Below are 25,309 nucleotides of genomic sequence, written 5' to 3' on the forward strand. Positions count from 1 at the left end.
CCGCGGGAACTCCCGCGGGGCGCCGTGTCCTCTCCGTCGTGCCGTGGCCTCAGGCCTTGCGTGCCCGGGTGGTCTTCTTCGCGGGCGTGGCCTTCTTCGCGGCCGTCTCGTCGGCGGTCTTCGCCGTCGCGCTCCTGGTCGTCGCGGCCTTGGCCGTCGCCGTCCTCTTCGCCGTCGACTTGGCCGCGACCGTCTTCTTCGCCGCCGTCCTGCGCGGGGCCTTCACGGAGGCCGCGTCGCTGACCCGGTCGGCGCCGAGGATCTCGCGGAGGAACTTGCCGGTGTGGCTGGCCGGGACTCCGGCGACCTCCTCGGGCGTGCCCTCGGCGACCACGAGTCCGCCGCCGGCGCCGCCCTCGGGACCCATGTCGACGATCCAGTCGGCGGTCTTGATGACGTCGAGGTTGTGCTCGATGACGATGACCGTGTTGCCCTTGTCGACCAGGCCGGACAGCACCTTGAGCAGCTTGCTGATGTCCTCGAAGTGCAGACCCGTGGTCGGCTCGTCGAGGACGTAGACGGTGCGTCCCGTGGAGCGCTTCTGCAGCTCGCTGGCGAGCTTCACGCGCTGGGCCTCACCACCGGAGAGGGTGGTGGCGGACTGGCCGAGGCGGACGTAGCCGAGACCGACGTCGTTCAGGGTCGTGAGGTGGCGGTTGATCGCCGGGACGGCCTCGAAGAAGTTCATGGCCTCTTCGATGGGCATGTTCAGGACCTCGGCGATGGACTTGCCCTTGTAGTGGACCTCCAGGGTCTCCCGGTTGTACCGGGCGCCGTGGCAGACCTCGCACGGGACGTAGACGTCCGGGAGGAAGTTCATCTCGATCTTGATCGTGCCGTCGCCCGCGCAGTTCTCGCAGCGGCCGCCCTTGACGTTGAAGGAGAAGCGGCCCGGCAGGTACCCGCGGACCTTCGCCTCGGTGGTCTCGGCGAACAGCCTGCGGACGTGGTCGAAGACACCGGTGTACGTCGCCGGGTTCGACCGCGGGGTGCGGCCGATGGGCGACTGGTCGACGTGCACGACCTTGTCGACCTGGTCGTCGCCGTCCACGCGCGTGTGCCTGCCCGGGACGTTGCGCGCGCCGTTCAGCTCGCGGGCCAGGTGCGTGTACAGGATGTCGTTGACCAGCGTCGACTTGCCGGAGCCGGACACACCGGTGACGGCCGTGAAGACGCCCAGCGGGAACGAGACGTCGATGTCCTGCAGGTTGTTCTCGCGGGCCCCGTGCACCGTGAGCCGGCGCGAGGGGTCCTGCGGGCGCCGGATGTCGGGCAGCGGGATCGCCTTCTTGCCGGACAGGTACTGGCCGGTCTGCGACTCGGCGTTGGCGAGCAGCTCCTTCAGGGAGCCGCTGTGCACGACCTTGCCGCCGTGCTCGCCCGCGCCGGGGCCGATGTCGACGACCCAGTCGGCGACCTTGATGGTGTCCTCGTCGTGCTCGACGACGATGAGCGTGTTGCCCATGTCGCGCAGCCGGACCAGGGTCTCGATCAGCCGGTGGTTGTCGCGCTGGTGCAGGCCGATGGACGGCTCGTCGAGGACGTACAGGACGCCCACGAGGCCGGAGCCGATCTGGGTGGCCAGGCGGATGCGCTGGGCCTCGCCGCCGGAGAGCGTGCCGGCCGCCCGGTTGAGGGAGAGGTAGTCCAGGCCGACGTCGACCAGGAAGCGCAGCCGCTCGTTGACCTCCTTCAGCACGCGCTCGGCGATCTTCTTGTCGCGGGCGGTCAGCTTCAGCTCGCCCAGGAAGTCCGCGCAGTCGCTGATGGACATCGCCGAGACCTCGGCGATCGACTTCCCCATGATCGTGACCGCGAGGACGATCGGCTTCAGGCGGGTGCCCTCACAGGTGGGGCAGGGCACCTCGCGCATGTAGCCCTCGAAGCGCTCCCGGCTGGAGTCGCTCTCGGCCTCGCTGTGCCGGCGCTTGACGAAGGGCACGGCGCCCTCGAAGGGCGTCGTGTACACGCGCTCGCGGCCGTACCGGTTGCGGTAGCGGACCTCGATCTGGGTCTTGTGGCCGTAGAGGAGGGCCTTCTTGGCGCGCTGCGGCAGGCCGGCGAAGGGGATGTCCGTCCGGAAGCCCAAGGCGTCCGCCAGGGCTCCGATCAGGCGGCCGAAGTAGTCCTTGGTGTGCCCGTGCGACCAGGGGTGGATGGCGCCCTCGTCGAGGGACTTGTCCTCGTCCGGGACGATCAGCTCCGGGTCGACCTCCATGCGCGTGCCGATGCCGGTGCACTCGGGGCAGGCGCCGAAGGGCGAGTTGAAGGAGAAGGAGCGGGGCTCTAGCTCCTCGAAGGACAGGTCGTCGTACGGGCAGTACAGGTGCTCCGAGTACATGCGCTCGCGCTCGGGGTCGCCCTCGGGGAGGTCGACGAAGTCGAGGACGACCATGCCGCCGGACAGGCCGAGGGCGGTCTCCACGGAGTCGGTGAGGCGGCGCTTGGCGGAGTCCTTCACCGTGAGGCGGTCGATGACCACCTCGATGGTGTGCTTCTCCTGCTTCTTCAGCGTCGGCGGGTTGGAGAGCTGGACGGTCTCGCCGTCCACCCGCGCGCGGCTGTAGCCCTTGGTCTGCAGGTCGGCGAAGAGGTCGACGAACTCTCCCTTGCGCTCGCGCACGAGCGGCGACAGCACCTGGAAGCGGCTCCCCTCCGGCAGCTCCAGGACCTTGTCCACGATGGCCTGCGGCGACTGGCGGGAGATCGGACGGCCGCACTGGGGACAGTGCGGCTTGCCGATGCGCGCGAAGAGCAGCCGGAGGTAGTCGTAGACCTCCGTGATGGTGCCGACCGTCGAGCGCGGGTTGCGCGAGGTCGACTTCTGGTCGATGGAGACGGCGGGCGACAGACCTTCGATGAAGTCCACGTCCGGCTTGTCCATCTGACCGAGGAACTGACGGGCGTACGAGGAGAGCGACTCCACGTAGCGCCGCTGCCCCTCGGCGAAGATGGTGTCGAAGGCCAGCGAGGACTTGCCCGACCCCGACAGGCCCGTGAAGACGATGAGCGAGTCGCGCGGCAGGTCGAGCGAGACATTCTTCAGATTGTGCTCGCGCGCGCCACGGACGATGAGACGGTCGGCCACGCCGGTCCGCACCTTTCTTGAGAGAAGTGACAGGGGCGAGGCCCCCGTGTCTTCTCACACTAGGGGGAGCCACTGACAACGCCGGTCGGATTCCGGGTTGCATAACAATCCCCGGCCATCCAGCATGCCCGACGCCACTTCCGACCATATAGCACGTGCTTTCGATTTACGGCACTGCTTCACCACCTTCACCCAAAGGTGTGGCGGGGCTAGGGTCAGCACCATGATTGATCACGGTCATGACCTGGCGTCTGTACGTGACGCGACGGACCGGCTGCTCGCCGCAGCCGCCGAACTGGACAACGCGTCGGTGGCCGAGCCGTCACGGCTGCCTGGCTGGACCCGCGGCCACGTCCTCGCGCACCTCGCCCGCAACGCCGACGCCCTCGTGAACGTCCTGGAGGGCCGCCCCATGTACGTCTCCGGCGAAGCACGCGACGCCGACATCGAACGGGACGCGCCGCGCCCCCTTCAGGCGCAGCTCACCGACCTGCGCGAGAGCGCGGACCGGTTCCAGGCGGCGGGGGCCGCGCCCGCGGACTGGTCGCGGACGGTGGAGCTGCGCAACGGGGTCACCGACTCGGCGTCGCGGGTGCCGTTCCGGCGCTGGGCGGAGGTGGAGCTGCACCACGTGGACCTCGGCATCGGATACGAGCTGGAGCACCTGCCGGAGCCGTTCACGGAGCGGGAGATCGTCTTTCTCGCCGACCGCTTCTCCGGCCACCCGGATGTGCCGCCGACGCGCCTGACGGACGGTACGCGCGCGTGGCGCACCGGCCGCGAGGCGACGGAGCCGGAGATCACGGTCACGGGTCCGGCGCCCGAGCTGCTGGGCTGGCTCGCGGGACGCCGGGACGGCGCCGGGCTGACGGTGCGGGGCGGCTCGCTGCCCGGTCTGCCGCCGCTGTAGGGGCGGGGGCGCACCTCGGCCGCGGGCGCGTCCTTCGGCGGGGCTTCGGCGCCCTCCCCCGCTATAGGCTGGCAGCCATGACGTACAGCGGACAGGTGACGGTCGGTGGCCCGGCGGACGTGCACGAGCTCAAGGACCTGATGATCACCAAGATCGCGGTCGGCCCGATGGACAACAACGCCTATCTGCTGCGCTGCCGGGCCACGGACGAGCAGTTGCTGATCGACGCGGCCAACGACGCGGACACCCTGCTCGGCATGATCGGCGACGACGGCATCGCGTCCGTCGTCACCACCCACCAGCACGGAGACCACTGGCAGGCGCTCGCCCGGGTCGTCGCGGCCACCGGGGCGCGCACGTACGCCGGCCGGGACGACGCCCCGGGCATCCCGGTGCCGACCGACGTCCTGGTCGACGACGGCGACACCGTCCGGGTGGGGCAGGTGGAGCTGACGGCACGCCACCTGGTCGGCCACACACCGGGGTCGATCGCCCTCGTCTACGACGACCCGCACGGGCATCCCCATGTGTTCACGGGCGACTGCCTCTTCCCGGGGGGTCCGGGTCGGACGACACGACCCGAGGACTTCAAGTCGTTGATGGCGGGCCTGGAGGCGAAGGTCTTCTCGCTGCCGGACGAGACCTGGATCTACCCGGGCCACGGCAACGACACCACGCTCGGCACCGAGCGGCCCCACCTCGGCGAGTGGCACGAGCGGGGCTGGTAGGCCGGCGGCCACCGCACCAAAGGGGTCGGCCGCAGCGCCCCGCTCCTCGCGGCACCAGGAGCGGGGAGGACTCACCGTCCGGCCCGAGCAGTGGACGCACTCAGCTGTGCCCCCGTTCCACGCTGGGGCCGTACCCGTACTCGCAGGCCTGCCGGCCGCCAACGAACCGGTCAGGCCCGGTCGGGAATGACCGCCTCGATGATCTCCCGGACACGGTCCTCGATGTCCTCGCGATTGCACTGGACCCACGAGATGTGCTGGGCGCCGAAGAAGGCGGCGACCAGGACCCGGGCGTAGCTCCCGGGGGAGAGACGGCTCTGCAGCACGCCCTCCTCGCTGGCCTGGGAGAACAGTTCCTCGATCATGGCCTGGAAGGTGGTGTACGGCGCCGGCAGCTCCGTGCCGATGTACGACCGCTCTATCTGCAGCCGGGCACCTGCCTGGATCACCCGGTCCTCCTTGAAGGCGAGGGCCGTGCGGATCAGCACCTCGGCGACCGCTTTCAGGGGAGGCAGGTCCATGTCGCGCACCGGCGCCACGATGAGCGGCAGCCTGCGGTAGAACTCGTCGACCACCGCCTCCGCGAGCGCCTCCTTGTTGGCGAAGTGGAAGTACACCGCCCCCTTGGTCATCTCCGCGCACTCGGCCACGTGCATGACGGTCACCGCGGGAAACCCGTGTTTCGCGAACATCTCAGCAGCCGCCGTCAGCACCGTCTGCCGGGTCTGCAGCGCGCGTTCCTGCTTCAGCAGCGCGCCCTTGGCATTGGTCGCTCCTGCGCCTTCGTTCTTGGCTGTCTGAAGTGCCACGGCAACTCCTTCCCCTTGTAGATACCTTCGCGAAGGTATCTTCGCACCGTCCTGGTGTCGGATGCCAACGGTCCTGCTACCACGCCTGTCAGACGGGCGAGTCAGGCGTGACAGGTCGTCCGGTAGTTCGGCGCACGGCCGGTTCGCTGTCGGTAGCGGAGCCCTGCGACCCCGCCGAAAGGTCCGCCCTCGCGGGCCTGCCGAAGCGGGTGACAACCTACTGGCCACCGACCGCCGACATAGGGGTTCCACGCCCTCCGACCTGGGGTTGTCGGTAGGGGGCGACCGTTTCTACGGTCGTTGTCAGAGCCGCTCGCCCGTGCATCCCCCGCGCGGGCGAGCGGCCGTGTCACTCCCGCCCCTGGCGCCCCCTCTCCCCCTCCACCTGGCCCGGAGTCCGCCATGCGGATCTGCATGCCGGCCCTGTCACACCGGCGAGGAGAGACCGAACGGCGTGTTCCACACGAACGCCGCACCGCCCCGCATCCTCAGAAAGAAGGCAGACCGTGGTCACTTCCGACACCCGATCGCCACGGTGGTCCGGGCTGACGCTCGCCCTGCTGGCGTTCACCCAGTTCATCGTCACGATCGACTACAACATCGTGTACGTCGCCCTCCCCGACATCGGCCGCGAACTGGGCTTCACCGCCCAGACGCTGCAGTGGGTCGTCAGCGCCTACGCCGTCGCCCTCGGCGGCCTTCTGCTGCTCGGCGGCCGGGCGGTCGACCGCATCGGCCCGCGCCGCATGCTCGTCACCGGCCTGGTCGTCTACGCCGTCTCCTCGCTCACCGGCGGTCTGTCCGGCGACCCGGAGCTGCTGGTGGCCGCCCGGGCCGTGCAGGGCGTGGGCGGCGCGCTGCTCACCCCGGCGACCCTGATGCTGATCTTCACCCAGTTCGCCGCGGGCCCCGAGCGCAACCGGGCCACCTCCGTGTGGGGCGCCATGGGCGGTGCCGGCCTCGCGGCGGGTTCGCTGCTCGGCGGTGTCCTCACCAACTCGCTGGGCTGGGAGTGGGTGTTCTTCGTCAACGTCCCGCTCGCTCTGATCGCCGCGCTCGCCGCGCCGAACGTCCTGCCCGCCGACCGTCCCGGCAGCGGCCGCAGCTTCGACGCGGTCGGCGCGATCATCGCCACCGTGGGCTCCACGCTGCTGGTGTTCGGCCTGGTCAGCGGTCCCGACAAGGGCTGGGGCTCGATCGAGGGCGCCGGCGCGCTGGTCGCCGGCCTGGTGCTGCTGACCGTCTTCGTCCTGGTCGAGAAGGCCACCGCCGACCCGCTGGTGCCGATCCAGCTGTTCAAGCTGCGCGGCCTGAACGTCGCCATGCTCGCGATGATCGTCTTCCAGGCCTCGCTGGGCGGCACCTACTACCTGCTCACCACCTACCTCCAGGACGTGCTCGGCTACAGCCCGCTCGCCGCGGGCCTCGCGTTCCTGCCGCCGACCGTGGTCTCCATGGCCGTCTCCATGAAGCTGAACGCCAAGGCCCTCGGCAAGTTCGGTGTCCGCACCACGCTGTTCTGGGGCACGGTGGTCACCGGTCTCGGCCTGGCGGCGATCATCGCCGGCACGACCGCGGACGGCTCCTACTGGACCGTCCTGCCGGGCATCGTGATCTGGGGCTTCGGCGGCGGCTTCGCCTTCCCGTCCCTGTTCGTGGCGGTCGCCATGTCCGGTGCCGCACCGGCCCAGCAGGGCGTCGCCTCCGCGCTGGCCTCCACCTCCCGCCAGATCGGCGGCGCGCTGGGTCTGGCCGCCCTGGTCGCCATCGTCAATGCCGGGCTGCACACCACCGACGCGGTGCCCCCGGCCGCGGACCTCGTCGACGGCCTGCGCACGGCCGGCTGGGTCGCCACGGTGGCCACCTTCGTCGGCGCGGCCATCGGCCTCGGACTGAAGAAGCAGCCCCGCCCGGCCGCCGCCCCGGCCCCGTCCGGCAGGGCCGACGCCAAGGCCGTCGCCGCCGCCGAGTGACGGCACCCCGACCACGCGCCCAGTAATCGAGGAGAACCTCTCATGAAGTGGAACGACATATACGTCAGCGCGTCGGCCGCCTGGCTCGGCCGCCCCGAGGACGTCGACGTGGCCGTCGCCGAGGGCCGCTACGACGCCGAGGAGCGCCGCGACGACGACTACCGGAGCGTGCGGGTCGCCGGTGACGAGACGCCGGCCGACATGGCCGTCGCCGCCGCGAAGCGTGCCCTGTCCCGCTCCGCGGTGCCGCACGAGGACTTCCACCTGGTGGCGCACGCCAGCGTCGGCTTCCAGGGACTCGACCACTGGGCGCCGCCGTCCTACATCCAGCAGCGCACCGTCGGCGGCAACGGCTCGGCGCTGGAGGTCAAGCAGGCCTCCAACGGCGGTATGGCGGCCATCGAGCTCGCCGCCGCCTACCTGTCCGCGCGCACCGGCGCCGCCGCCGCGCTGGTGACCACCGCCGACAAGTACCACCTGCCGGTCTTCGACCGGTACCGCTCCGACAAGGGCATGCTGCGCGGCGACGGCGCCAGCGCGGTCGTCCTCACGCGCGGCTCCGGCGTGGCCCGGCTGCTGTCCACCGCGGTGATCGGCGACGCCAGCCACGAGGGCGTCTACCGCGGCGGACAGGGCTTCGCCGACCACATCGGCTCCGAGGGCTGGCCGGTGGACCTGCGCAGCCGCCTGAAGACGTACCTGCAGAGCGGCGCCGACGTCCGGGAGATCGTCCATCTGCTGACGGTGCGTCAGCAGGAGGTCATGCAGACCGCGCTCGCCGACGCCGGGGTCAAGGTGGAGGACGTGGCCCGCTTCGTCTTCCCCAACGCCGGGCGCACGGTCGTCGACTGGGAGTTCCGCAAGCGGGAGTTCGGCATCGACGAGCCGCGCACCACCTGGGAGTGGGGCCGCGGCATCGGGCACATCGGCGCCGGCGACCAGGCGGCGGGTCTCAGCCACCTCCTGGAGACCAAGGCCGTCCGTCCGGGCGACGTCGTCGTCCTCTCCGGCATCGGCGCCGGGTTCACGTTCAGCTGCGCCGTCCTGGAGATCGTCGAACAGCCCGAGTGGGACAGCAGCACCGACTGACGCCGGGCCGACAGGGGGCGGGCGGGACGGCGGTGACCGAGCCGGCGAGTGCCGGTCTGCCGTCCCGCCCGCCCCGGCCTTCGCTCACGACGGCGGCACGCACCGCACACCCCGCGAACCGCTCCGCGCGCACCTCGTCGCGCGCCCGGTAGGCACGAAGGAGACCGCATCATGCACCAGGAAGCCGACAACCCGTGGGTCCGGCGCTTCACGCCGTGTCCGCCGAACGCCCCCCGGCTCATCTGCTTCCCGCACGTCGGCGGAGCCGCCAGCGCCTATGTGACGCTCTCGCGTGCCCTCGCCCCGCATGTCGAGGTACTCGCCCTGCAGTACCCCGCCCGGCAGGACCGCCGCCACGAGCCGCACCCGGGCAGCATTCCGGCCCTCGCCGACGCAGTCGCCGGCGCTCTGCGCACCGCCCTCGACGGGCGGCCGTACGCCGTCTTCGGCCACAGCATGGGCGCGCTGCTCGCCTTCGAGACCGTCCGCCGGATGACCGCGGCGGGTGCGCCGGGCCCCGTCCGCCTCTTCGCCTCGGCCCGTCGCGCGCCGTCCGTGCCGCGTGCCGAGGCCGTGCACCTGCGCGACGACGCCGGACTGCTGACCGAGATCCGCCGGTTGAGCGGAACCGACCAACAGGTGCTGGAGGACGAGGAGTTGCTGGCTCTCGCCCTACCCACCATCCGCGCCGACTACCGAGCCGTGGAGACCTACCGGTACGTCCCCGGGGCGCCGCTCGACTGCCCCGTCACGGTCTTCGCGGGGGACCGCGACACCGAGACGGACACGCCGGACCTGGTGGCCGAATGGGCGGGTCTCACCAGCGCCGGCACCGACCTGCGGGTCTTCTCCGGCGGTCACTTCTACCTCGACGGCCGGGCGGAGGAGGCCGCCGCCGAGATCGTCGTGCGCCTGCGGACCGTGGCCGCTGACCGGAGCCCGGTGTGACCGGGGCACGCGGGCGGCTGCTGGCCATCAGCGACCTGCACGTCGCCCAGGACGCGGGCCGCCCGCTCGTCCGGCGTCTGCGCCCCGGTACGGACGACGACTGGCTGCTGGTCGCCGGGGATGTCGGCGAGCGGTTCGCCGACGTGGAATGGGTGCTGCGGCTGCTGCGCGACCGCTTCTCCCGGGTCGTCTGTGTCCCCGGCAACCGCGACCTGTCGACCGCGCCGGACGACCCGGTCCAGTTGCGCGGCGAGGAGCGCTACCGGGCTCTGGTGGCGCTGTGCCGCACTCTCGGTGTGATCACCCCGGAGGACCCGTACCCGATCTGGTCCGGACCGCACGGCCCGGTCGCGATCGTCCCGCTGTTCCTCCTGTACGACCACAGCTTTCGCGATCCGGCCACGGCGAACGCGGATGAGGCGGTCCTGCAGGCCCACGAGGCGGGTGTGGTCTGCCCGGACGAGTTCCTTCTGCGCACGGCGCCCTTCGCCGGCCCCGCCGACTGGTGCCACGCCCGCGTCCGGGCCACACGCGCCCGTCTCGACGCGCTGGACCCGGCCCTGCCCACCGTCCTGGTGAACCACTTTCCCCTGATCAAGGAGCCGACCGAAGCGCTGCCCTGCAGGGAACTCGCGCAGTGGTGCGGTACGGACCGCACCCGCGACTGGCACCGCCGCTACCGAGCGGCAGCCGTCGTCTACGGCCACCTGCACATCCCGCGCACCTCCTGGCACGACGGCGTCCCGTTCCAGGAGGTCTCCCTGGGTCATCCCCGCGACTGGCGCCACCGCGCGGGCGACATGAGCGGCGTACCGCGGACGGTGCGTCTCGCGGATCCGGACCGGTCGAGGACCGGCGGTCCTCAGGGGCAGGCCGGGCAGCCGCTGGCCGGCATCAGCCGATACCGGCGTCGACCAGCGGATACACCGTGGTCAGCTCCCCGCGCCGGGTGACGCCCAACTTGCGGTAGATCCGTGTCAGATGTTGCTCGACGGTGCTGACGGTGATGAAGAGACGGCTCGCGATACGGCGGTTGCTGAACCCGGCGGCGGCCAGTGCCGCGACCCTGTGCTCCGCCTCGCTCAGCCCGGCCGCCGCCGGCTCCGTGCCCTCCTCGGCCTCCGGCCCGAGAGCGGTCAGCCCGGCAGAGAGAACCCGTTCGACGTCCCGCACCCCGCACGCGCGTGCCAGCCGGTGGCTCTCCGCAAGCGTCACCGCTGCGGCCGCCGCGTCTCCCGCCGCCCGTTGCGCGTCGGCCAACCCGGCCAGCGCGTGCGCCAGTTCCAGCCGGGTTCCGGTAGCCCGCAGCACCTCGCACGCCTGTTGGTACAGCTCGAGCCGGCTCTCTCCGTCGGCGGCCGCGGCGAGCAGCCGCAGCGCCGGCCCCCGGCCCCGGTCGTCGTCCCCGCCGGCCCGCCCGAGCTCCGCGTAGACCAGCTCCCGAGCCCGCATCGGCTGCCCCGCCGCCAGATGGGCCCGTGCCATGTCCAGCCGCCACGCCATGTGGCCCGGCAGAGCCACACCCCACTGCGCGGCCAGCTCGCCCATCAGCTGGAACTCCTTCAGCGCGGCCCGGTGTCCGCCCACGGCGAGCAGATAACGCCCGCGCGCCTGAAGGTGGTAGAAGGCGATCGGGCTCTGGAACAGCGCGTCGGGCACCTCCGCGCCGATGAGCGCGTCCACCTCCTCGTAGTCGCCGCGTGCCACGAGCGCCTGCACCAGGATGCCCAGCGGCACCGCGATCCGGACCCCCCACGCTTCCGCGGGCACCACCTCGAGGGCGGTCCGCGCGAACCGTACGGCGTCGTCCAGCTCGCCGCCGTGCAGCGCGATCTCGGCACGCAGCGCGGCGAGCAGGCCGTGCCACATCGGGATGCCGCGTCGGGCCGCCTCGGCGGCCAGCCGGTCGCAGGAGGTGCGGGCCAGATCCAGCCGCCCCTGGTGGATGAGGGCGACGAGTGCGCTGACGCACAGCATGACCGTGCGTTCGTCGAGTGTGCCCCGGCGCAGGGCGCGCTCGGCCGCCATCTCGGCTCCGGCGGGTGACTCCGGGCAGAGCACCAGCGCCAGCAGCAGGGCCGCCTCCACCTGGGAGTCGGCGCCGGCCGGACCGGAGGCCACCTCCTGCCGACCGAGCTCGCGCATCGCGGCGGGATACAGGGCGGACAGCCACAGCCGGGACGCGTACAGCAGGGACCGTTCGGTGTGCGTGAGCCGGTCCTGCTGTGCGGCGACCCGCTGGATGGCGTCGAAGGCGTCCTCGAAATGGCCGAACCACAGCAGCGGAGAGACGAGTGACAGCGTGTCACGGGCGCTGAGGCGCCCCTCGCGGGAGGCGTGCACGACCTCGGGCAGATGCCGCAGGGCCTGCACCGGGTCGGCCTGCCATTCGGCCCGTACCCGCAGTGCCGACGCGGCGGCGAGCTGCCGTTCGTCGGAGGACGAGCGGCCGAGCAACCGTACGTAGTCGACCGCCTCCTGCGGCGCGCCCTCGGCCGTGGCGCGTTCGGCGGCCTCGTGCAGCAGCGGCAGGGCCCACGGATCGTCGGCGCCGCCGGCCTCGACGAGGTGGCGCGCCACCGTACGCGGGGGTGCTCCGTCCGCGTGCAGCACCTGCGCGGCGCGTGCATGCAGCCGCCTGCGTTCCTCCGGGGCCGTCTCGCCGAGCAGCAGACGGGGGACGGCCGGGTGCCGGAAGTCTGCGTTCCGCAGCAGCCCCGCGCTCTCGGCGAGACGCAGATGCCAGGCACAGGTGAGTTCGTCCAGGCCGGCGAGCTCCGCCAGCACCGCGGGTCGCGCGCCCGGTTCGAGGGTGGCGAGCGCCCGCAGCACGCCGGCGGTCGTCTCGCCGCAGCGCCGCAGCAGCGCGGTCAGCGCGCGCCGGAAGCCGTCACCGGTCATCGCGCGGGCCACGTCGTCCGGTTCCGGCGCCGCCCCGAGCTCCGTCGACAGTGCCTCCAGCAGCAGGGGATGACCGCCCGTCGCCGCCACCGCCTCGGCAGCCACGGCGCGGGCCAGGCCGAGCCGCTCGGCGACCGTCTCCGCCGGGAGCAGGGACAGGTCGACGGTGTGGCACTGCGACTCCAGGCTCCGCAGGGAGCGGCGCAGCGCGTCGGGGTGCGCGCCCTGGCCGGAGTCCGCGGCCAGGAGCAGGGTGCGTGGCCGCCGGACTCGTCGCAGCACGGCGGTCAGGCAGTGCCAGGAGGGGCCGTCGACGAATCGGGCGTCGTCGAGGACGACGACGAGCGGCCGTCCGCTGCCCGTCACCAGCGCGGTGAACGCGAGCGCGGCCTCGTGCAGCAGTCTCTCCGACGGCGCCCCGGCCGGCATCGGCTCCCGCAGCAGCCGCACCAGCTCCTGGTCGTCCCCCAGACCGCCGTCCGTGCCGCTGCCGTGCAGCAACTGGCGCAGCACGCCGAAGGGCACCGACCGCTCGTGTGGATCACCGGATCCCGTCATCACCAGAGGCGCGGGTCCCTCGCCGCCGGGTTCGGCGGCACGCTCGGCGAAGGCCCGCAGCAGCGTCGACTTCCCGCTGCCCACCGGCCCGGCGACCACCGCCACCGGTCCCGCACCCTGGCGGGCCTGCTCCAGCAGGTTCGTCAGCCGCTCCAGTTGGTCCTCATGCGCGACGAACATATTCGCCCCCGTCGAGTCTGTACGCCTGCCCCCATTAAAATACCTTCATGAAGGTATTGCAACTGGGTGGTCGAGGGCGATCCGGCACCGCGGCGACTGCTGCCAGGGGGTGTGCACCCGGGTGAACGACCCCCGGACAGCGCACAGGGGCGGAGGCCGATCGGTCCTCCGCCCCTGTGCGCCTCGGCCCGTTTGCCGCCTCGAGAGGACGGGCCCGTGACCCATGGGAGTCATGCCGTACAGCGCACGGAACGGCGAATGCGTCACGCCCCCGGAGTGAAGTCCCGTACCGCGCCGAGCCGGTGCACGCGCCCCGTGTGAAGGGTTCGCACGCGCCGGGGGCATGCGCGCGCTCCCGGCGCACTTGGTTGCGCAGTCAACTGGAAGCCGCCCCGCTCAGGATGACGGCTCCTGCGCGGTACGGGCCGCCGGTCTTCCAACCCCGCCCTCGACCGGCGGCCCCGGCCTGTCGGCGCGTACGGCCGGAGCGCGTTCACGAGAATGCAACACCCGTTCCCACTATGCGGACAGTTGACGACGTGACCTCGACAAACGAGACGTCGGGCTGTCAATCTCCCGCCATGCATCTTGCCCCTCGCGCACTGCGCCGCGCCGCCGCCGCGGCAACCATCGCCCTTCTGGCCACCGCAGTCGGCTGCGCGCCGCAGCCGGAGGAGAAGGCGAGCGACAACGCCTCGGGATCGACCGGCAGCACCTGCGCCAAGGGCAAGTTGGCCACCAAGTCCTCCGGCCGGCTGACGATCGCCACCGACGAGCCCGCGTACGAGCCCTGGTTCAAGGACGACAAGCCGGCCAACGGCAAGGGCTTCGAGTCGGCGGTCGCCTACGCCGTCGCACAGCAGCTCGGGTACGGCAAGAGCGCGGTCGTCTGGCAGAGCGTCCCCTTCAACAAGGCGTTCGCGCCCGGCGAGAAGACCTTCGACTTCGACATCAACCAGGTGTCGATCAGCGCCGAGCGCAAGAAGGCCGTCGACTTCTCGTCCGGCTACTACGACGTGCGCCAGGCCGTCATCGCGCTCAAGGGCAGCAAGGCCGCCAAGGCCACGAGCATCGCGGACCTGAAGGGCCTCAAGCTGGGCGCGCAGGTCGGCACGACGAGCCTGAACTACATCAGCGACGTGGTGAAGCCCTCGCAGCAGGCGGCCGTGTACTCCAAGAACGACCAGGCCGTCTCCGCCCTCAAGAATCGCCAGGTCGACGCGATCGTCACCGACCTGCCGACCGCGTTCTACGTCACCGCCGCCCAGGTCACCAACGGCGAGATCGTCGGCCAGTTCGAGAACCAGGGCGCCACGCCCGAGCAGTTCGGGCTCGTGCTCGACAAGGGCAGCGCTCTCACCTCGTGCGTGTCGTCGGCCGTGGACGCCCTGCGCAAGGACGGCACGCTGGCGAAGCTGGAGAAGCAGTGGCTGTCCGACGCTGTCGACGCTCCGGTGCTCAAGTGACGCTCCTGAAGGACGACTCGGGCCGCGAAGACGCGGACGGCGGGGGCGGCACGCCGGGCGCGGAGGACGCGTACGTCCCCTCGGACCGGCGCCTGGACCGCGAGCGCCACAAGCGTGCCCGCGCGCGGCGCGCGACCGCCATCGCCGCGGTGTCCACCCTCGTCACGGCCGTCGTGCTGTACGTGGTCGTGGTCAACGCGCCGGGCTGGCCACGCACCAAGGAGACCTTCTTCGACGCGCACTACGCGCGCGAGGCTCTGCCCAAGGTGCTCGAAGGGCTGTGGCTCAACGTCCGGCTGCTGCTGATCTGCGGCGTGCTGGTGCTGGTCCTGGGCATGCTGATCGCCATCGCGCGCACCCTGCCCGGGCCGGTGTTCTTCCCGCTGCGGGCGCTCGCGGCCGCGTACACGGACTTCTTCCGCGGTCTGCCGCTGATCATCAACCTGATGATCGTGATCTTCGGCGTGCCCGCGCTGCGCCTCCAGGGCGTGACCGTCGATCCGGTGCTGCTCGGAGGTACGGCGCTGACGCTGACGTACTCGGCGTACGTCGCCGAGGTGTTCCGCGCCGGCATCGAGTCCGTGCATCCCTCCCAGCGGGCCGCGGCCCGCTCACTGGGTCTGACCAACCGGCAGGCGCTGCGCTACGTGGTCCTCCCCCAGGCCGTACGGCGTCAGGTGCCGCCCCTGCTGAACGACCTGGTGTCCCTGCAGAAGGACACCGGCCTGGTGTCGATCGGCGGCGCGATCGACGCCGTGCGGGCGGCCGACATCATCGCCCAGCGCAGCATGAACTACACGTCGTACATCGTCGCGGGCCTGGTCTTCGTGGCGCTGACGATCCCGATGACGCGCTTCACGGACTGGGTGACGGCGCGGATGGACCGGCAGCGCGCCCAAGGAGGAGCGGTATGAGCGACGCCCCTGTGCTGCGCATGGAGTCCGTGCGCAAGACGTTCGGCGGCTCCGTGGTCCTGCGGGACGTCGACCTCGAGGTCGCCCCGCACACGGTGACCGCTCTGATCGGCGCCTCGGGTTCGGGCAAGTCGACCCTGTTGCGCTGCGCGAACCTGCTGGAGGAGATCGACGACGGCGCGATCTGGCTGGACGGCGAGGACATCACGGACCCGCGCGTCGACCAGGACGCGGTACGGCGCCGTATCGGCGTGGTCTTCCAGGCGTACAACCTGTTTCCGCACATGACCGTGCTGGACAACATCACCCTCGCCCCGCGGCGGGTCCACGGCGTGTCCCGGGAGGAGGCCGAGGAGCGCGCCGGAGAGCTGCTGGAGCGGCTCGGGCTCGGCGAGAAGGCCCACGCCTACCCGGACCGGCTGAGCGGCGGTCAGCAGCAGCGTGTGGCCATCGTGCGCGCTCTGGCCGTACGGCCCCGGCTGCTGCTGCTCGACGAGATCACCGCCGCGCTCGACCCGGAGCTCGTCGGCGAGGTGCTCACCGTCGTGCGGGACCTGAAGGACGACGGCATGACCATGGTGCTGGCCACGCACGAGATGGGCTTCGCCCGGGACGTCGCCGACCAGGTCTGTTTCCTGGACGGGGGCGTCGTCCTGGAGCGCGGTACGGCCGAGCAGGTCTTCGGCGATCCGCAGCAGGAACGCACCCGGCGTTTCCTGCGGCGGATCGTCGAGGCGGGACGCCTGTAAGGGGCGTACGGGGCGCCCTTGTTGTGAGCGGGGGTTACGCCGCGCACGCTGCTCGCGCCGCGGGCGGGGGTCAGGCGTCGGCCTGTGCGGGGCCCGCCAGGGCCGCCACCCGCTCCACGCCGAAGACGTATCCCTGCACACCGCAGCCGGCGATGACGCCGTCGGCGCGCAGCGACACGTAGGAGTGGTGCCGGAAGGACTCCCGCTGGTGGATGTTGGAGATGTGGACCTCCAGCACGGGCAGTCCGTCGCAGGTGTTGAGGGCGTCCAGGATCGCCACGGACGTGTGCGAGTAGGCGCCGGGGTTGATGACGATCCCGCAGTGGTTCAGCCGTGCCTCGTGGATCCAGTCGACCAGTTCGCCCTCGTGGTTGGACTGCCGGAAGTCCACCGTGCCGCCGTGCGCGGCCGCGGCCTTGGCGCACAGGGCCTCGACGTCGGCCAGGGTGTCCTTGCCGTAGATCTCGGGCTGCCGCTGGCCGAGCAGATTCAGGTTGGGCCCGTTGAGGATCATGATCGGGGCGTTGGCCAGGGTGCGGGGCACGGTTCCTCCGGTCCGGTCGGATAGGGCGATCCACCTGGACCGCCGTTCGCACCCGGTCTATCACGGCCCTCGGGCAGCGGGGCCGCCGGGACGTTCTACGGGTTGATCGCCAGCTCCAAGTAGGCCGCGAACAGCACGAGATGCACGCCGCCCTGCAACGGGGTGGCCCGGCCGGGCACCACCGTGAGGGAGGCCACCACCACGGTCAGGGCGAGCAGCACCATGTGGGTGGCGCCGAGTCCGAGGACGAGCGGGCCGGACAGCCACACCGAGGCGAGGGCGACGGCGGGGATGGTCAGGCCGATGCTCGCCATGGCCGAGCCGAGCGCGAGGTTCAGGCTGGTCTGCACGCGGTCGCGGCGGGCGGAGCGCAGCGCGGCGATGGTCTCGGGCAGCAGCACCAGCAGGGCGATGATCACGCCGACGACGGCTTGGGGCAGCCCGGCCGCCTCCACTCCGGACTCGATCGTCGGGGACACGCCCTTGGCCAGGCCGACCACGCCGATCAGCGCGAGGCCGAGCAGGCTCAGGCTGATCCAGGCGGTGCGGGCGGTGGGCGCGTCGGCGTGGTCGTCGGCGGTGATCACGTCGCCCTGGCGGGTGATGGGCAGGAAGTAGTCGCGGTGGCGCACCGTCTGGGTCGCGACGAACAGGCCGTAGAGGATCAGCGAGGAGATCGCGGCGAAGGTGAGCTGGATGGCGGAGAACTCGGGGCCGGGCTTGCTGGTGGTGAACGTCGGCAGGACCAGGCTGAGCGTGGCCAGGGTGGCGACGGTCGCGAGGGCGGCGCCGGTGCCTTCGGGGTTGAACACCGCGGTGCCGTGCCGCAGCGAGGCGACGAGCAGGCAGATCCCGACGATGCCGTTGCAGGTGATCATCACGGCCGCGAAGACCGTGTCCCTGGCCAGGGTCGAGCCCTTGTCGCCGCCGTCCGCCATCAAGGTGACGATGAGGGCGACCTCGATGATCGTGACGGCGACCGCGAGGACGAGGGAGCCGAAGGGTTCGCCGACCCGGTGGGCGACCACCTCGGCGTGATGGACGGCGGCCAGCACGGCCCCCGCGAGGACCAGCGTCACCAGCGCCACGACCGCGCCGGGCAGGTCGCGCCCCCAGGTGAAGATCAGCAGGACGACCGCCAGAACCGGCACGAGAGACGTCCACTGCGTGGTGAGCGGTCTGACCCGAGCGATCATGGAGCGATCCTCGCAGAGGCGCACGGGCCCCGCATTCCGGTGGCAGGGGGCCCGGATCGTGTCATGTGAGCTGTGTCATCTCCTGTACGTCGTAGTCGGTGAAGGACGAGGCACCGGGAGCGATCTGGCGCGATTCGTTCCGTCCCGCTCCCGGTACTGGTTGTGTCCGCGTCGGTGGTGCTCAGACCTGGACGTCGTCCTTCGGAGCGCCTTCGCTCCCGGCCTGCGCCTCCTCGACCGCCGCCTGCTTCTTCGAGGCCCGCAGGCTGGTGATCGTGGTGACGACGAGGACCGCGCAGATCACGCCGAGGGAGACCGGTATGGAGATCTCCGGGACGTGGACGCCGGACTCGTGCAGGGCGTGCAGCACCAGCTTGACGCCGATGAAGCCCAGGATGATCGACAGGCCGTAGCTGAGGTGGACCAGCTTCTTGAGCAGGCCGCCGATGAGGAAGTACAGCTGCCTGAGGCCCATCAGGGCGAAGGCGTTGGCGGTGAAGACGATGTACGGGTCCTGGGTCAGGCCGAAGATCGCGGGGATGGAGTCGAGGGCGAAGAGGACGTCCGTGGTGCCGATCGCCAGCATCACGACCAGCATCGGGGTCATGACCCGCTTGCCGTTCTGCTGGATCCACAGCTTGGTGCCGTGGTAGCGGTCGGCGACGCCGAAGCGGCGCTCGGCGGCCTTGAGGAGCTTGTTCTCCTCGAACTCCTCTTCCTCCTCGTCGGCCCGGGCCTCCTGGATCAGCTTCCAGGCGGTCCAGATGAGGAAGGCGCCGAAGAGGTAGAACACCCAGGAGAAGCTGGCGAGGATCGCGGCACCCGCGGCGATGAAGATCGCCCGCAGGACCAGGGCTATGAGGACGCCGATCAGCAGCACGCGCTGCTGGTACTGCGAGGGCACGGCGAACTTCGCCATGATCAGGACGAAGACGAAGAGGTTGTCGACGCTCAGCGACTTCTCGGTGATGAAGCCCGCGAAGAACTCGCCTGCGGGCTGACCGCCGGCGAAGACGAGCAGACCGAGCCCGAAGAGCCCGGCGAGGGTGATCCAGACGATCGTCCAGATCCCCGCTTCCTTGATCGACACGTCGTGCGGTTTGCGGCCGATGAAGAAGTCGACCGCGATCAGGGCGGCTAGGCCCACGATGGTCAGAACCCACAGGTTCACGGAAACATCCACTGCGCCTCCGGCAGGACGGAACGGCCAATTACCAGCGTCGTCGCGCTGCCGGAGGTCTCTTCCACCCACGGTGGGCCGGCGCCCCGGGATCGGATCCGATCCGTATTGACGGGTACGCCGCAGTCGACAGGGAGTACTCCCCTCCGTGCCGACAACCGTACCCAATCACCAAGGAAAGGTAAAGCGCTTGGCAAAAGAAAGGTCAAACTAGCAGCTCAGAGCCTCTTTACGTGTACTTGGTGCGGGCTGCCGCCACCAGGGTGAGCACCTGCTGGAGGACCTGGCTGCCGGGCGGCACGAGCGCGGGCTCGTAGGTCCAGGCGTGTCCGACCCACGGGTCGGCGAGGTGGTCGTCGGGCACCGGCGTCAGTCGCAGCAGCGAGCGCCACAAGGGGTCGAGCAACGGCCCGTAGGCGGAGGCCTCCTCCCGGTCCGCGACCATCATCAGGTGCACGCCGACGGCGGGGCCCTCGTCCGCGAGGTAACGCAGCTGGTTCACGGCCCGGTCGTCGAAGCCGTGCGGGAAGTCGTTGACGATCAGCAGCTGCTGTGCCGTGTCGAAGCCGGGCGGCAGCGAGTCGGGGGCACCGCCGCGCACCGCCATCTGCACCAGGTCGACGCGCTCGGTGAGACGGCCGAGGACGTCGGCCACACCGGCGGCGCCCTGCGCGGGCGGAGCCGCGAGCACACCGGTGCGCACCAGCGGTGCGAGGGCCGGCGCGCCCGAGCCCGCCGGATCGACGATGTGCACGGTGAACTCGCCGGCCGGATGGATGGCCAGCAGACGGGCCGCGAGCGCGACCGCCGTCTCCATGGCGAGGTTGCCCAGTCCCGTGGCGTCGGCGAACGAGTCGTCGAACAGCTCCGAGCGTCCGCTGTCGATCCACAGGCCGCGCTCCAACGGCAGCCGTACCAGCATCGGGATGCGCAGCAGCCCGCTCTCGGGCAGATGGAGGTCGCCCACGCGGACGGCCATCGGAATCTCCATCGGCACCCGGTAGCCGTGCCAGACGGGGTTGTCCCAGCGCGCGTACGCGGGCGGCAGCGCGGGCTCGACGACATCGGCCTCGGCGGCGAGCTGGGCGAGGTCGCGGTCCAGGGCCGCCCGGGCCTGGTCGACGAGGTGCGCGTGCTTGGCCTGCGCCGCTTCCCGCGCGGCGTCGCCCTGCCCGCCGATCCGGTGGCGCGGGTCGGACAGGGCCTGGTCGAGCTCCTTCTCCATCCGGGAGTCGGCGAAGTCGACGGCGCTGCGGTAGGCGGCCGTCGTGCGGGCCAGGTCCTCGAACATGCCCCAGATCTGGTTGTAGAGCCGCTCGTCCATGGACCAGCCGGTCGCGTCGCCCGCAACGGGCTGCGTGGGCTGTCCCGGCGCGGCCGGTGGCGCCGTCGGGACGGGCGGGGGCGGAGCGGCGGGCCTGCGTCCCGGATGGCTGTAGTCGATGGGGCCGGACGCGCTGGGCGCGGACGGCTGGGTGAGCGCCGGGGAGTCCGGGGGTGTGAGGCCCTGCGGCACCGTGGGCTGCGCGGCGCCGGGCGCGGGCGTGCCCTGCGGGCCGTAGGGCGAGGCGTGCGGTCCCGCGGCCTGGCGCGTACGGTCGCCGTCCGCCGTCCGCTGCGGGGGTGCCGGGACCGAGCGGGCCAGGCTCCGGGCGACCGCCTCGTCGATGTGGCCGGCGAGGTGGTGGGCCTCGGGAAGGCCCTGGTCGGTGAGGAGTTCGGCGAGGCCGCCGGCGTACCCCTGTCCGACGGCACGCACCTTCCAGGCGCCCTGCCGGCGGTAGAGCTCCAGGGCCACGACGGCCGACTCGGCGTCCAGACCGGTGATCGTGTAGGTGGCGACCTCGGTCCCGTCGAGGCCGGTGACGGCGACGAACGGGGCGGCCACGGCGCCGAAGCGGGCCGGGCCCGCGCCGTCCGCCGTGGGCAGCGCGAGCAGGACGCTGACCCGGTGGACGGTCTCCGGCACGGCGTCCAGGTCCACCGCGAGACGGTGGTCCGCAGCCGCCTGCCGGGAGACCTCAAGGCCCGGCAGGGTCGGAGCACCCGGGTGGGCCACCCATTCGGTGCTCCGCGCCTTGCCGTTCTCGTCGCCGAGCGTGGCCGAGGCCACGACCGGTGTGCCGGCCGAGACCCGGATCTCGAGTCGGGCCTGGGAGAGCGGGTGGTTCTGCCCCCGCACCAGCTCGGCCGTCATCGCCCTCGTCCCCCTGTGTCGCCGGTGTGCCGTGTGTCGTCGGGTGGTCCTACAGGACCGGCAGGATCGTCGGCATCAGGTCCTGGAAGGTGCGGCCGTTGGCCGGGGTGCCGATGGCCGTCATCGTCCAGCCCGCGCCCGAGCGGTGCACCTTCGCCATGATCTGGGCCGTGTAGGCACCGCCGCCCGCGAGCGTGTAGCGGGCCAGTTCCTGGCCGTTGGTCTCGTCGACGAGGCGGCAGAAGGCGTTCTGCACCTCCTGGAAGGTCTGCCCCGTGAAGGAGTTCACGGTGAAGACGATCTGGTCGATGTGGACCGGGACGCGCGCGAGGTCGACGAGGATCGCCTCGTCGTCGCCGCCCTGTCCGACACCGCCGACGAGGTTGTCGCCGGTGTGGCGCACCGAGCCGTCGTCGCTGACGAGGTGGCGGAAGAAGACGACGTCCACGGGCTGCTTGTCGGCGAACAGGACGGCGGAGGCGTCCAGGTCGATCTCCCGCGTACGCGAACCGAACAGGCCGCGCCGGGGGGCCGCCTGCCAGCCGAGACCCATGCGCACCGCGGTCAGGCTGCCCCCGTCGTTCTTCTGCAGACTGATGGCCTGACCCTTGGTCATGTTGACGGTCACGCGCTGATTCCCCTCTCGAGCTGTCCCCTGTTGCCGCGGCGTCCGCGGTTGAGCAGAACCCTACGCAGGGGCACCGACAGTGCCGTACCCCGGCTCCCGCTTTGTGTCGGTCTTGCAACACAGTCGGCGAACCGGGGCACGGGGTGGACCGGCGAGGTCAGGCCAGTCCCGCCTCCTTCATCTGGCGCAGTTCCTTCTTCATCTCGGAGACCTCGTCGCGCAGTCGGGCGGCGATCTCGAACTGCAGGTCCGCCGCGGCGGCGCGCATACGCGCCGTCATCTCCTCGATCTGCTCGGCGAGATCGGCCGCGGGACGGTCGGTCGGGACCGTCTCCTTGGCCTTGCCCTTGGCGGACTTGGCGCCGCCCGCGGCCTTGCCGCCGAGCGCGGGCACGGGTGCCTTGGCGCCCTTGCCGTCCTTCGACTTGCGGTAGCCGGAGCCGAGCAGCTGCTCCGTGTCGACGTCCTCGCGGGCGATCTGCGCCACGATGTCGTTGATCTTCTTGCGGAGCGGCTGGGGGTCGATGCCCCGTTCCTTGTTGTAGGCGACCTGCTTCTCCCGGCGGCGGTTGGTCTCCTCGATGGCCTTCTCCATCGCCGGGGTGATCTTGTCGGCGTACATGTGGACCTGGCCGGAGACGTTGCGCGCCGCGCGGCCGATGGTCTGGATCAGGGACGTGCCGGAGCGCAGGAAGCCCTCCTTGTCGGCGTCGAGGATCGCCACCAGGGACACCTCGGGCAGGTCGAGGCCCTCACGGAGGAGGTTGATGCCGACCAGGACGTCGAACTCGCCCGCGCGCAGCTCGCGCAGCAGCTCGACACGGCGCAGGGTGTCGACGTCGCTGTGCAGGTAGCGCACCTGGATGCCGAGCTCCAGGAAGTAGTCGGTGAGGTCCTCGGCCATCTTCTTGGTCAGGGTGGTGACAAGGACGCGCTCGTCCTTCTCGGTGCGCGTGCGGATCTCGTGCACCAGGTCGTCGATCTGCCCCTCGGTGGGCTTGACGACGACCTCCGGGTCGACGAGGCCGGTGGGGCGGATGATCTGCTCGACGAAGCCGTCCCCGCGCGAGAGCTCGTACTTGCCCGGGGTCGCCGACAGATAGACCGTCTGCCCGATGCGCTCCTGGAACTCCTCCCACTTCAGCGGGCGGTTGTCGAGGGCGGAGGGCAGCCGGAAGCCGTGGTCGACGAGGGTGCGCTTGCGAGAGGCGTCGCCCTCGTACATGGCGCCGATCTGCGGCACGGTGACGTGCGACTCGTCGATGACGAGCAGGAAGTCGTCCGGGAAGTAGTCGAGCAGGGTGTTCGGCGGGGAGCCGGGCAGGCGGCCGTCGAAGTGCATCGAGTAGTTCTCCACGCCGGAGCAGGAGCCGATCTGGCGGAGCATCTCCAGGTCGTACGTGGTGCGCATCCGCAGCCGCTGGGCCTCCAGCAGTTTGCCCTGCTTCTCCAGTTCGGCCAGACGCTCGCCCAGTTCCTTCTCGATGTCGTTCGCGGCCCGCTCCAGGCGTTCGGGGCCCGCGACGTAGTGGGTGGCCGGGAAGATGTACAGCTGCTGGTCGTCGCTGATGATCTCGCCGGTGAGCGGGTGGAGCGTGGACAGGGCCTCGATCTCGTCGCCGAACATCTCGATGCGGACCGCGAGCTCCTCGTAGACCGGGAAGATCTCGATGGTGTCGCCGCGGACCCGGAAGGTGCCCCGGGTGAACGCCAGGTCGTTGCGCGTGTACTGGATGTCCACGAAGCGGCGCAGCAGCTGGTCGCGGTCGATCTCGTCGCCGACCCGGAGCGGGACCATGCGGTCCACGTACTCCTGCGGCGTGCCGAGGCCGTAGATGCAGGACACCGAGGCGACCACGACGACGTCGCGGCGGGTGAGCAGCGAGTTCGTCGCGGAGTGACGCAGGCGCTCGACCTCCTCGTTGATCGAGGAGTCCTTCTCGATGTAGGTGTCCGACTGGGGGACGTAGGCCTCTGGCTGGTAGTAGTCGTAGTACGAGACGAAGTACTCGACCGCGTTGTTCGGCAGCAGCTCGCGGAATTCGTTCGCCAGCTGTGCGGCCAGCGTCTTGTTCGGCGCCATCACGAGCGTGGGGCGCTGGAGCTTCTCGATCATCCACGCGGTGGTGGCGGACTTGCCGGTGCCGGTCGCGCCGAGCAGGACGACGTCCTTCTCGCCGGCCTCGATGCGCTTGGCGAGGTCGGCGATGGCCGCCGGCTGGTCGCCGCTGGGCTGGTAGGGGCTGACGACCTCGAAGGGCGCCACCGTGCGTTCGATGCTGGAAACGGGCCGCATGTCATCCACCGTACGACCCGCCACTGACAATGCGGTCCGATCAGCGGTTCTGCGGGGTTCGGGACCCGCGTCGCCCCAGCGGCCGGACCGGTCGGTGGGGCTGGTGGGCGGGGTGGTGGACGGCAGGGTGGGCCGGCACGCCCGGCTTGTGCTCGACGGGGCTCCAGTCGGGCTTGCCCATGACCATCAGCGGATCGAACATCACCACCACGGCGGCGATGAGGAGGAAGGCGAGCGGGCCGACCAGCATCGGCCACAGCAGGGCCGCGGGCGACTCGCCGGAGATGGGGGCGGACGTGCCGTGCAGGTGGACGGTGAGGGCGGCCATGCCCGTGTAGTGCATGCCGCTGACGGCGAGGCCCATGACGAGGCTGGCGCCCACGCTCCACAGGAACCCCCGGACCTGTCCGGCGGCCCACAGGGCGGCGGTGGCGGCGCACATCGCGATGACGACGGAGACGGCGACCGTGACGGTGTTGTACTCCAGCCTGCCGTTCAGGCGCATGGCGGCCATGCCCAGGTAGTGCATCGACGCGATGCCCAGACCCGTGATCGTTCCGCCTGTGAACAGGGCGGTCCCCCGGGCGCCGCGGTATCCGACGATGAAGATCCCGACGCCCACCATCACGATCGCGACGGCCAGGCTGGCGAACGTCATGGCCTTGTCGTAGTGGATGGGCGCCTGCCTGACCGTGAACCCCATCATCGCGATGAAGTGCATGGTCCATATGCCGGAGCCGATCGCCGCGGAGCCCAGGGCGAGCCAGGCGGGGCGTGAGGAGTGGGTCACCAGCATGGATCTGGTGGTGCAGCGCAGGCCGAGGGCGCCACCGAGGCACGCCATGAGGTAGGCCACCAGCGGTGTGACGAGTCCGTAGCTGAATCCGTCGACCGTGCCTTGCATGCGCGGCTGCCCTTCCCGCCCTTTGCGTACCGGAATTCCTTGATTGCGCCC

At 71.1% G+C, this 25,309-nt stretch carries 19 protein-coding genes; 9 read left to right on the forward strand and 10 right to left on the reverse strand.

Going from position 1 to position 25,309, the window contains the following annotated elements; all coding sequences use genetic code 11:
• Positions 1–49: 49 nt before the first annotated feature.
• Complete coding sequence (gene uvrA / locus M8J74_RS01415) at positions 50–3,088, reverse strand: excinuclease ABC subunit UvrA (RefSeq protein ID WP_249834636.1); 3,039 nt, start codon at positions 3,086–3,088, stop codon at positions 50–52.
• Positions 3,089–3,311: 223 nt separating this feature from the next.
• Here uvrA and M8J74_RS01420 point away from each other — a divergent pair, with 223 nt between their 5' ends.
• Both M8J74_RS01420 and M8J74_RS01425 read left to right on the forward strand, forming a co-directional pair.
• Positions 3,312–3,998 carry a maleylpyruvate isomerase family mycothiol-dependent enzyme gene (locus M8J74_RS01420; RefSeq protein ID WP_249834637.1) on the forward strand — a complete coding sequence of 229 codons (687 nt, stop codon included), beginning with the start codon at positions 3,312–3,314 and terminating at the stop codon, positions 3,996–3,998.
• 77 nt (positions 3,999–4,075) lie between these two features.
• Positions 4,076–4,726 carry an MBL fold metallo-hydrolase gene (locus tag M8J74_RS01425; protein WP_249834638.1) on the forward strand — a complete coding sequence of 217 codons (651 nt, stop codon included), beginning with the start codon at positions 4,076–4,078 and terminating at the stop codon, positions 4,724–4,726.
• Between the two features lie 170 nt (positions 4,727–4,896).
• On the opposite strand, the gene M8J74_RS01430 is transcribed toward M8J74_RS01425, so the two are convergent.
• A complete protein-coding gene (locus M8J74_RS01430) occupies positions 4,897–5,535 on the reverse strand; it encodes a ScbR family autoregulator-binding transcription factor (protein ID WP_249834639.1) in 639 nt (212 codons plus the stop codon).
• 506 nt (positions 5,536–6,041) lie between these two features.
• Here M8J74_RS01430 and M8J74_RS01435 point away from each other — a divergent pair.
• From M8J74_RS01435 to M8J74_RS01450, 4 genes are all read left to right on the forward strand, one after another.
• Positions 6,042–7,508, forward strand: coding sequence for an MFS transporter (locus M8J74_RS01435; RefSeq protein ID WP_249834640.1), 1,467 nt, complete (start codon positions 6,042–6,044; stop codon positions 7,506–7,508).
• A 42-nt stretch (positions 7,509–7,550) separates the two neighbouring features.
• Positions 7,551–8,597: a ketoacyl-ACP synthase III family protein gene (locus tag M8J74_RS01440; protein WP_249834641.1), complete on the forward strand. Its 1,047-nt coding sequence runs from the start codon at positions 7,551–7,553 to the stop codon at positions 8,595–8,597.
• 171 nt (positions 8,598–8,768) lie between these two features.
• Positions 8,769–9,545, forward strand: coding sequence for a thioesterase II family protein (locus tag M8J74_RS01445; RefSeq protein ID WP_249834642.1), 777 nt, complete (start codon positions 8,769–8,771; stop codon positions 9,543–9,545).
• A complete protein-coding gene (locus M8J74_RS01450) occupies positions 9,542–10,498 on the forward strand; it encodes a metallophosphoesterase family protein (RefSeq protein WP_249834643.1) in 957 nt (318 codons plus the stop codon). The genes M8J74_RS01445 and M8J74_RS01450 overlap by 4 nt, the downstream gene beginning before the upstream one ends.
• On the opposite strand, the gene M8J74_RS01455 is transcribed toward M8J74_RS01450, so the two are convergent.
• On the reverse strand, positions 10,440–13,184 hold the full coding sequence (locus M8J74_RS01455; RefSeq protein WP_249834644.1) for an AAA family ATPase: 2,745 nt from the start codon (positions 13,182–13,184) through the stop codon (positions 10,440–10,442). The two genes, M8J74_RS01450 and M8J74_RS01455, sit on opposite strands and share 59 nt — an antisense overlap.
• A 581-nt stretch (positions 13,185–13,765) precedes the next feature.
• Between M8J74_RS01455 and M8J74_RS01460 the strand changes: the two genes are divergently transcribed.
• The 3 genes from M8J74_RS01460 to M8J74_RS01470 are packed head-to-tail and all read left to right on the forward strand — an operon-like array spanning position 13,766 to position 16,313.
• Complete coding sequence (locus M8J74_RS01460) at positions 13,766–14,650, forward strand: ABC transporter substrate-binding protein (RefSeq protein WP_249834645.1); 885 nt, start codon at positions 13,766–13,768, stop codon at positions 14,648–14,650.
• Positions 14,647–15,564: an amino acid ABC transporter permease gene (locus tag M8J74_RS01465; protein ID WP_249834646.1), complete on the forward strand. Its 918-nt coding sequence runs from the start codon at positions 14,647–14,649 to the stop codon at positions 15,562–15,564. The genes M8J74_RS01460 and M8J74_RS01465 overlap by 4 nt, the downstream gene beginning before the upstream one ends.
• Positions 15,561–16,313: an amino acid ABC transporter ATP-binding protein gene (locus M8J74_RS01470; protein ID WP_249834647.1), complete on the forward strand. Its 753-nt coding sequence runs from the start codon at positions 15,561–15,563 to the stop codon at positions 16,311–16,313. The genes M8J74_RS01465 and M8J74_RS01470 overlap by 4 nt, the downstream gene beginning before the upstream one ends.
• A 70-nt stretch (positions 16,314–16,383) precedes the next feature.
• Here the strand turns inward: M8J74_RS01470 and aroQ are convergent, their stop codons facing one another.
• From aroQ to M8J74_RS01505, 7 genes are all read right to left on the reverse strand, one after another.
• Positions 16,384–16,857, reverse strand: coding sequence for a type II 3-dehydroquinate dehydratase (gene aroQ, locus M8J74_RS01475; RefSeq protein WP_249834648.1), 474 nt, complete (start codon positions 16,855–16,857; stop codon positions 16,384–16,386).
• A gap of 95 nt (positions 16,858–16,952) precedes the next feature.
• On the reverse strand, positions 16,953–18,053 hold the full coding sequence (locus M8J74_RS01480) for a calcium:cation antiporter (protein ID WP_249834649.1): 1,101 nt from the start codon (positions 18,051–18,053) through the stop codon (positions 16,953–16,955).
• Positions 18,054–18,234: 181 nt separating this feature from the next.
• A complete protein-coding gene (locus M8J74_RS01485; RefSeq protein ID WP_249834650.1) occupies positions 18,235–19,236 on the reverse strand; it encodes a TerC family protein in 1,002 nt (333 codons plus the stop codon).
• 226 nt (positions 19,237–19,462) lie between these two features.
• Positions 19,463–21,430, reverse strand: coding sequence for a TerD family protein (locus M8J74_RS01490; RefSeq protein ID WP_249834651.1), 1,968 nt, complete (start codon positions 21,428–21,430; stop codon positions 19,463–19,465).
• A 49-nt stretch (positions 21,431–21,479) separates the two neighbouring features.
• Positions 21,480–22,058, reverse strand: coding sequence for a TerD family protein (locus M8J74_RS01495; protein ID WP_249834652.1), 579 nt, complete (start codon positions 22,056–22,058; stop codon positions 21,480–21,482).
• Positions 22,059–22,215: 157 nt separating this feature from the next.
• Entirely contained in the window at positions 22,216–24,354 is a 2,139-nt protein-coding gene (uvrB, locus tag M8J74_RS01500; protein WP_249834653.1) for an excinuclease ABC subunit UvrB, read from the reverse strand.
• Positions 24,355–24,394: 40 nt separating this feature from the next.
• Entirely contained in the window at positions 24,395–25,258 is an 864-nt protein-coding gene (locus M8J74_RS01505; RefSeq protein ID WP_249834654.1) for an MHYT domain-containing protein, read from the reverse strand.
• Positions 25,259–25,309 lie beyond the last annotated feature (51 nt).

Source organism: Streptomyces panaciradicis (assembly GCF_023516615.1).
Classification (GTDB): domain Bacteria; phylum Actinomycetota; class Actinomycetes; order Streptomycetales; family Streptomycetaceae; genus Streptomyces; species Streptomyces panaciradicis.

Excerpts from the sequence above, each read along its gene's own strand:
- M8J74_RS01490 (WP_249834651.1), bottom strand. The coding sequence starts at position 21,430 with ATGACGGCCGAGCTGGTGCGGGGGCAGAACCACCCGCTCTCCCAGGCC.
- M8J74_RS01420 (WP_249834637.1), top strand. The coding sequence starts at position 3,312 with ATGATTGATCACGGTCATGACCTGGCGTCTGTACGTGACGCGACGGAC.
- M8J74_RS01440 (WP_249834641.1), top strand. The coding sequence starts at position 7,551 with ATGAAGTGGAACGACATATACGTCAGCGCGTCGGCCGCCTGGCTCGGC.
- M8J74_RS01470 (WP_249834647.1), top strand. The coding sequence starts at position 15,561 with ATGAGCGACGCCCCTGTGCTGCGCATGGAGTCCGTGCGCAAGACGTTC.
- M8J74_RS01425 (WP_249834638.1), top strand. The coding sequence starts at position 4,076 with ATGACGTACAGCGGACAGGTGACGGTCGGTGGCCCGGCGGACGTGCAC.
- M8J74_RS01480 (WP_249834649.1), bottom strand. The coding sequence starts at position 18,053 with ATGATCGCTCGGGTCAGACCGCTCACCACGCAGTGGACGTCTCTCGTG.
- M8J74_RS01505 (WP_249834654.1), bottom strand. The coding sequence starts at position 25,258 with ATGCAAGGCACGGTCGACGGATTCAGCTACGGACTCGTCACACCGCTG.
- M8J74_RS01455 (WP_249834644.1), bottom strand. The coding sequence starts at position 13,184 with ATGTTCGTCGCGCATGAGGACCAACTGGAGCGGCTGACGAACCTGCTG.
- M8J74_RS01445 (WP_249834642.1), top strand. The coding sequence starts at position 8,769 with ATGCACCAGGAAGCCGACAACCCGTGGGTCCGGCGCTTCACGCCGTGT.
- M8J74_RS01460 (WP_249834645.1), top strand. The coding sequence starts at position 13,766 with ATGCATCTTGCCCCTCGCGCACTGCGCCGCGCCGCCGCCGCGGCAACC.
- uvrB (WP_249834653.1), bottom strand. The coding sequence starts at position 24,354 with ATGCGGCCCGTTTCCAGCATCGAACGCACGGTGGCGCCCTTCGAGGTC.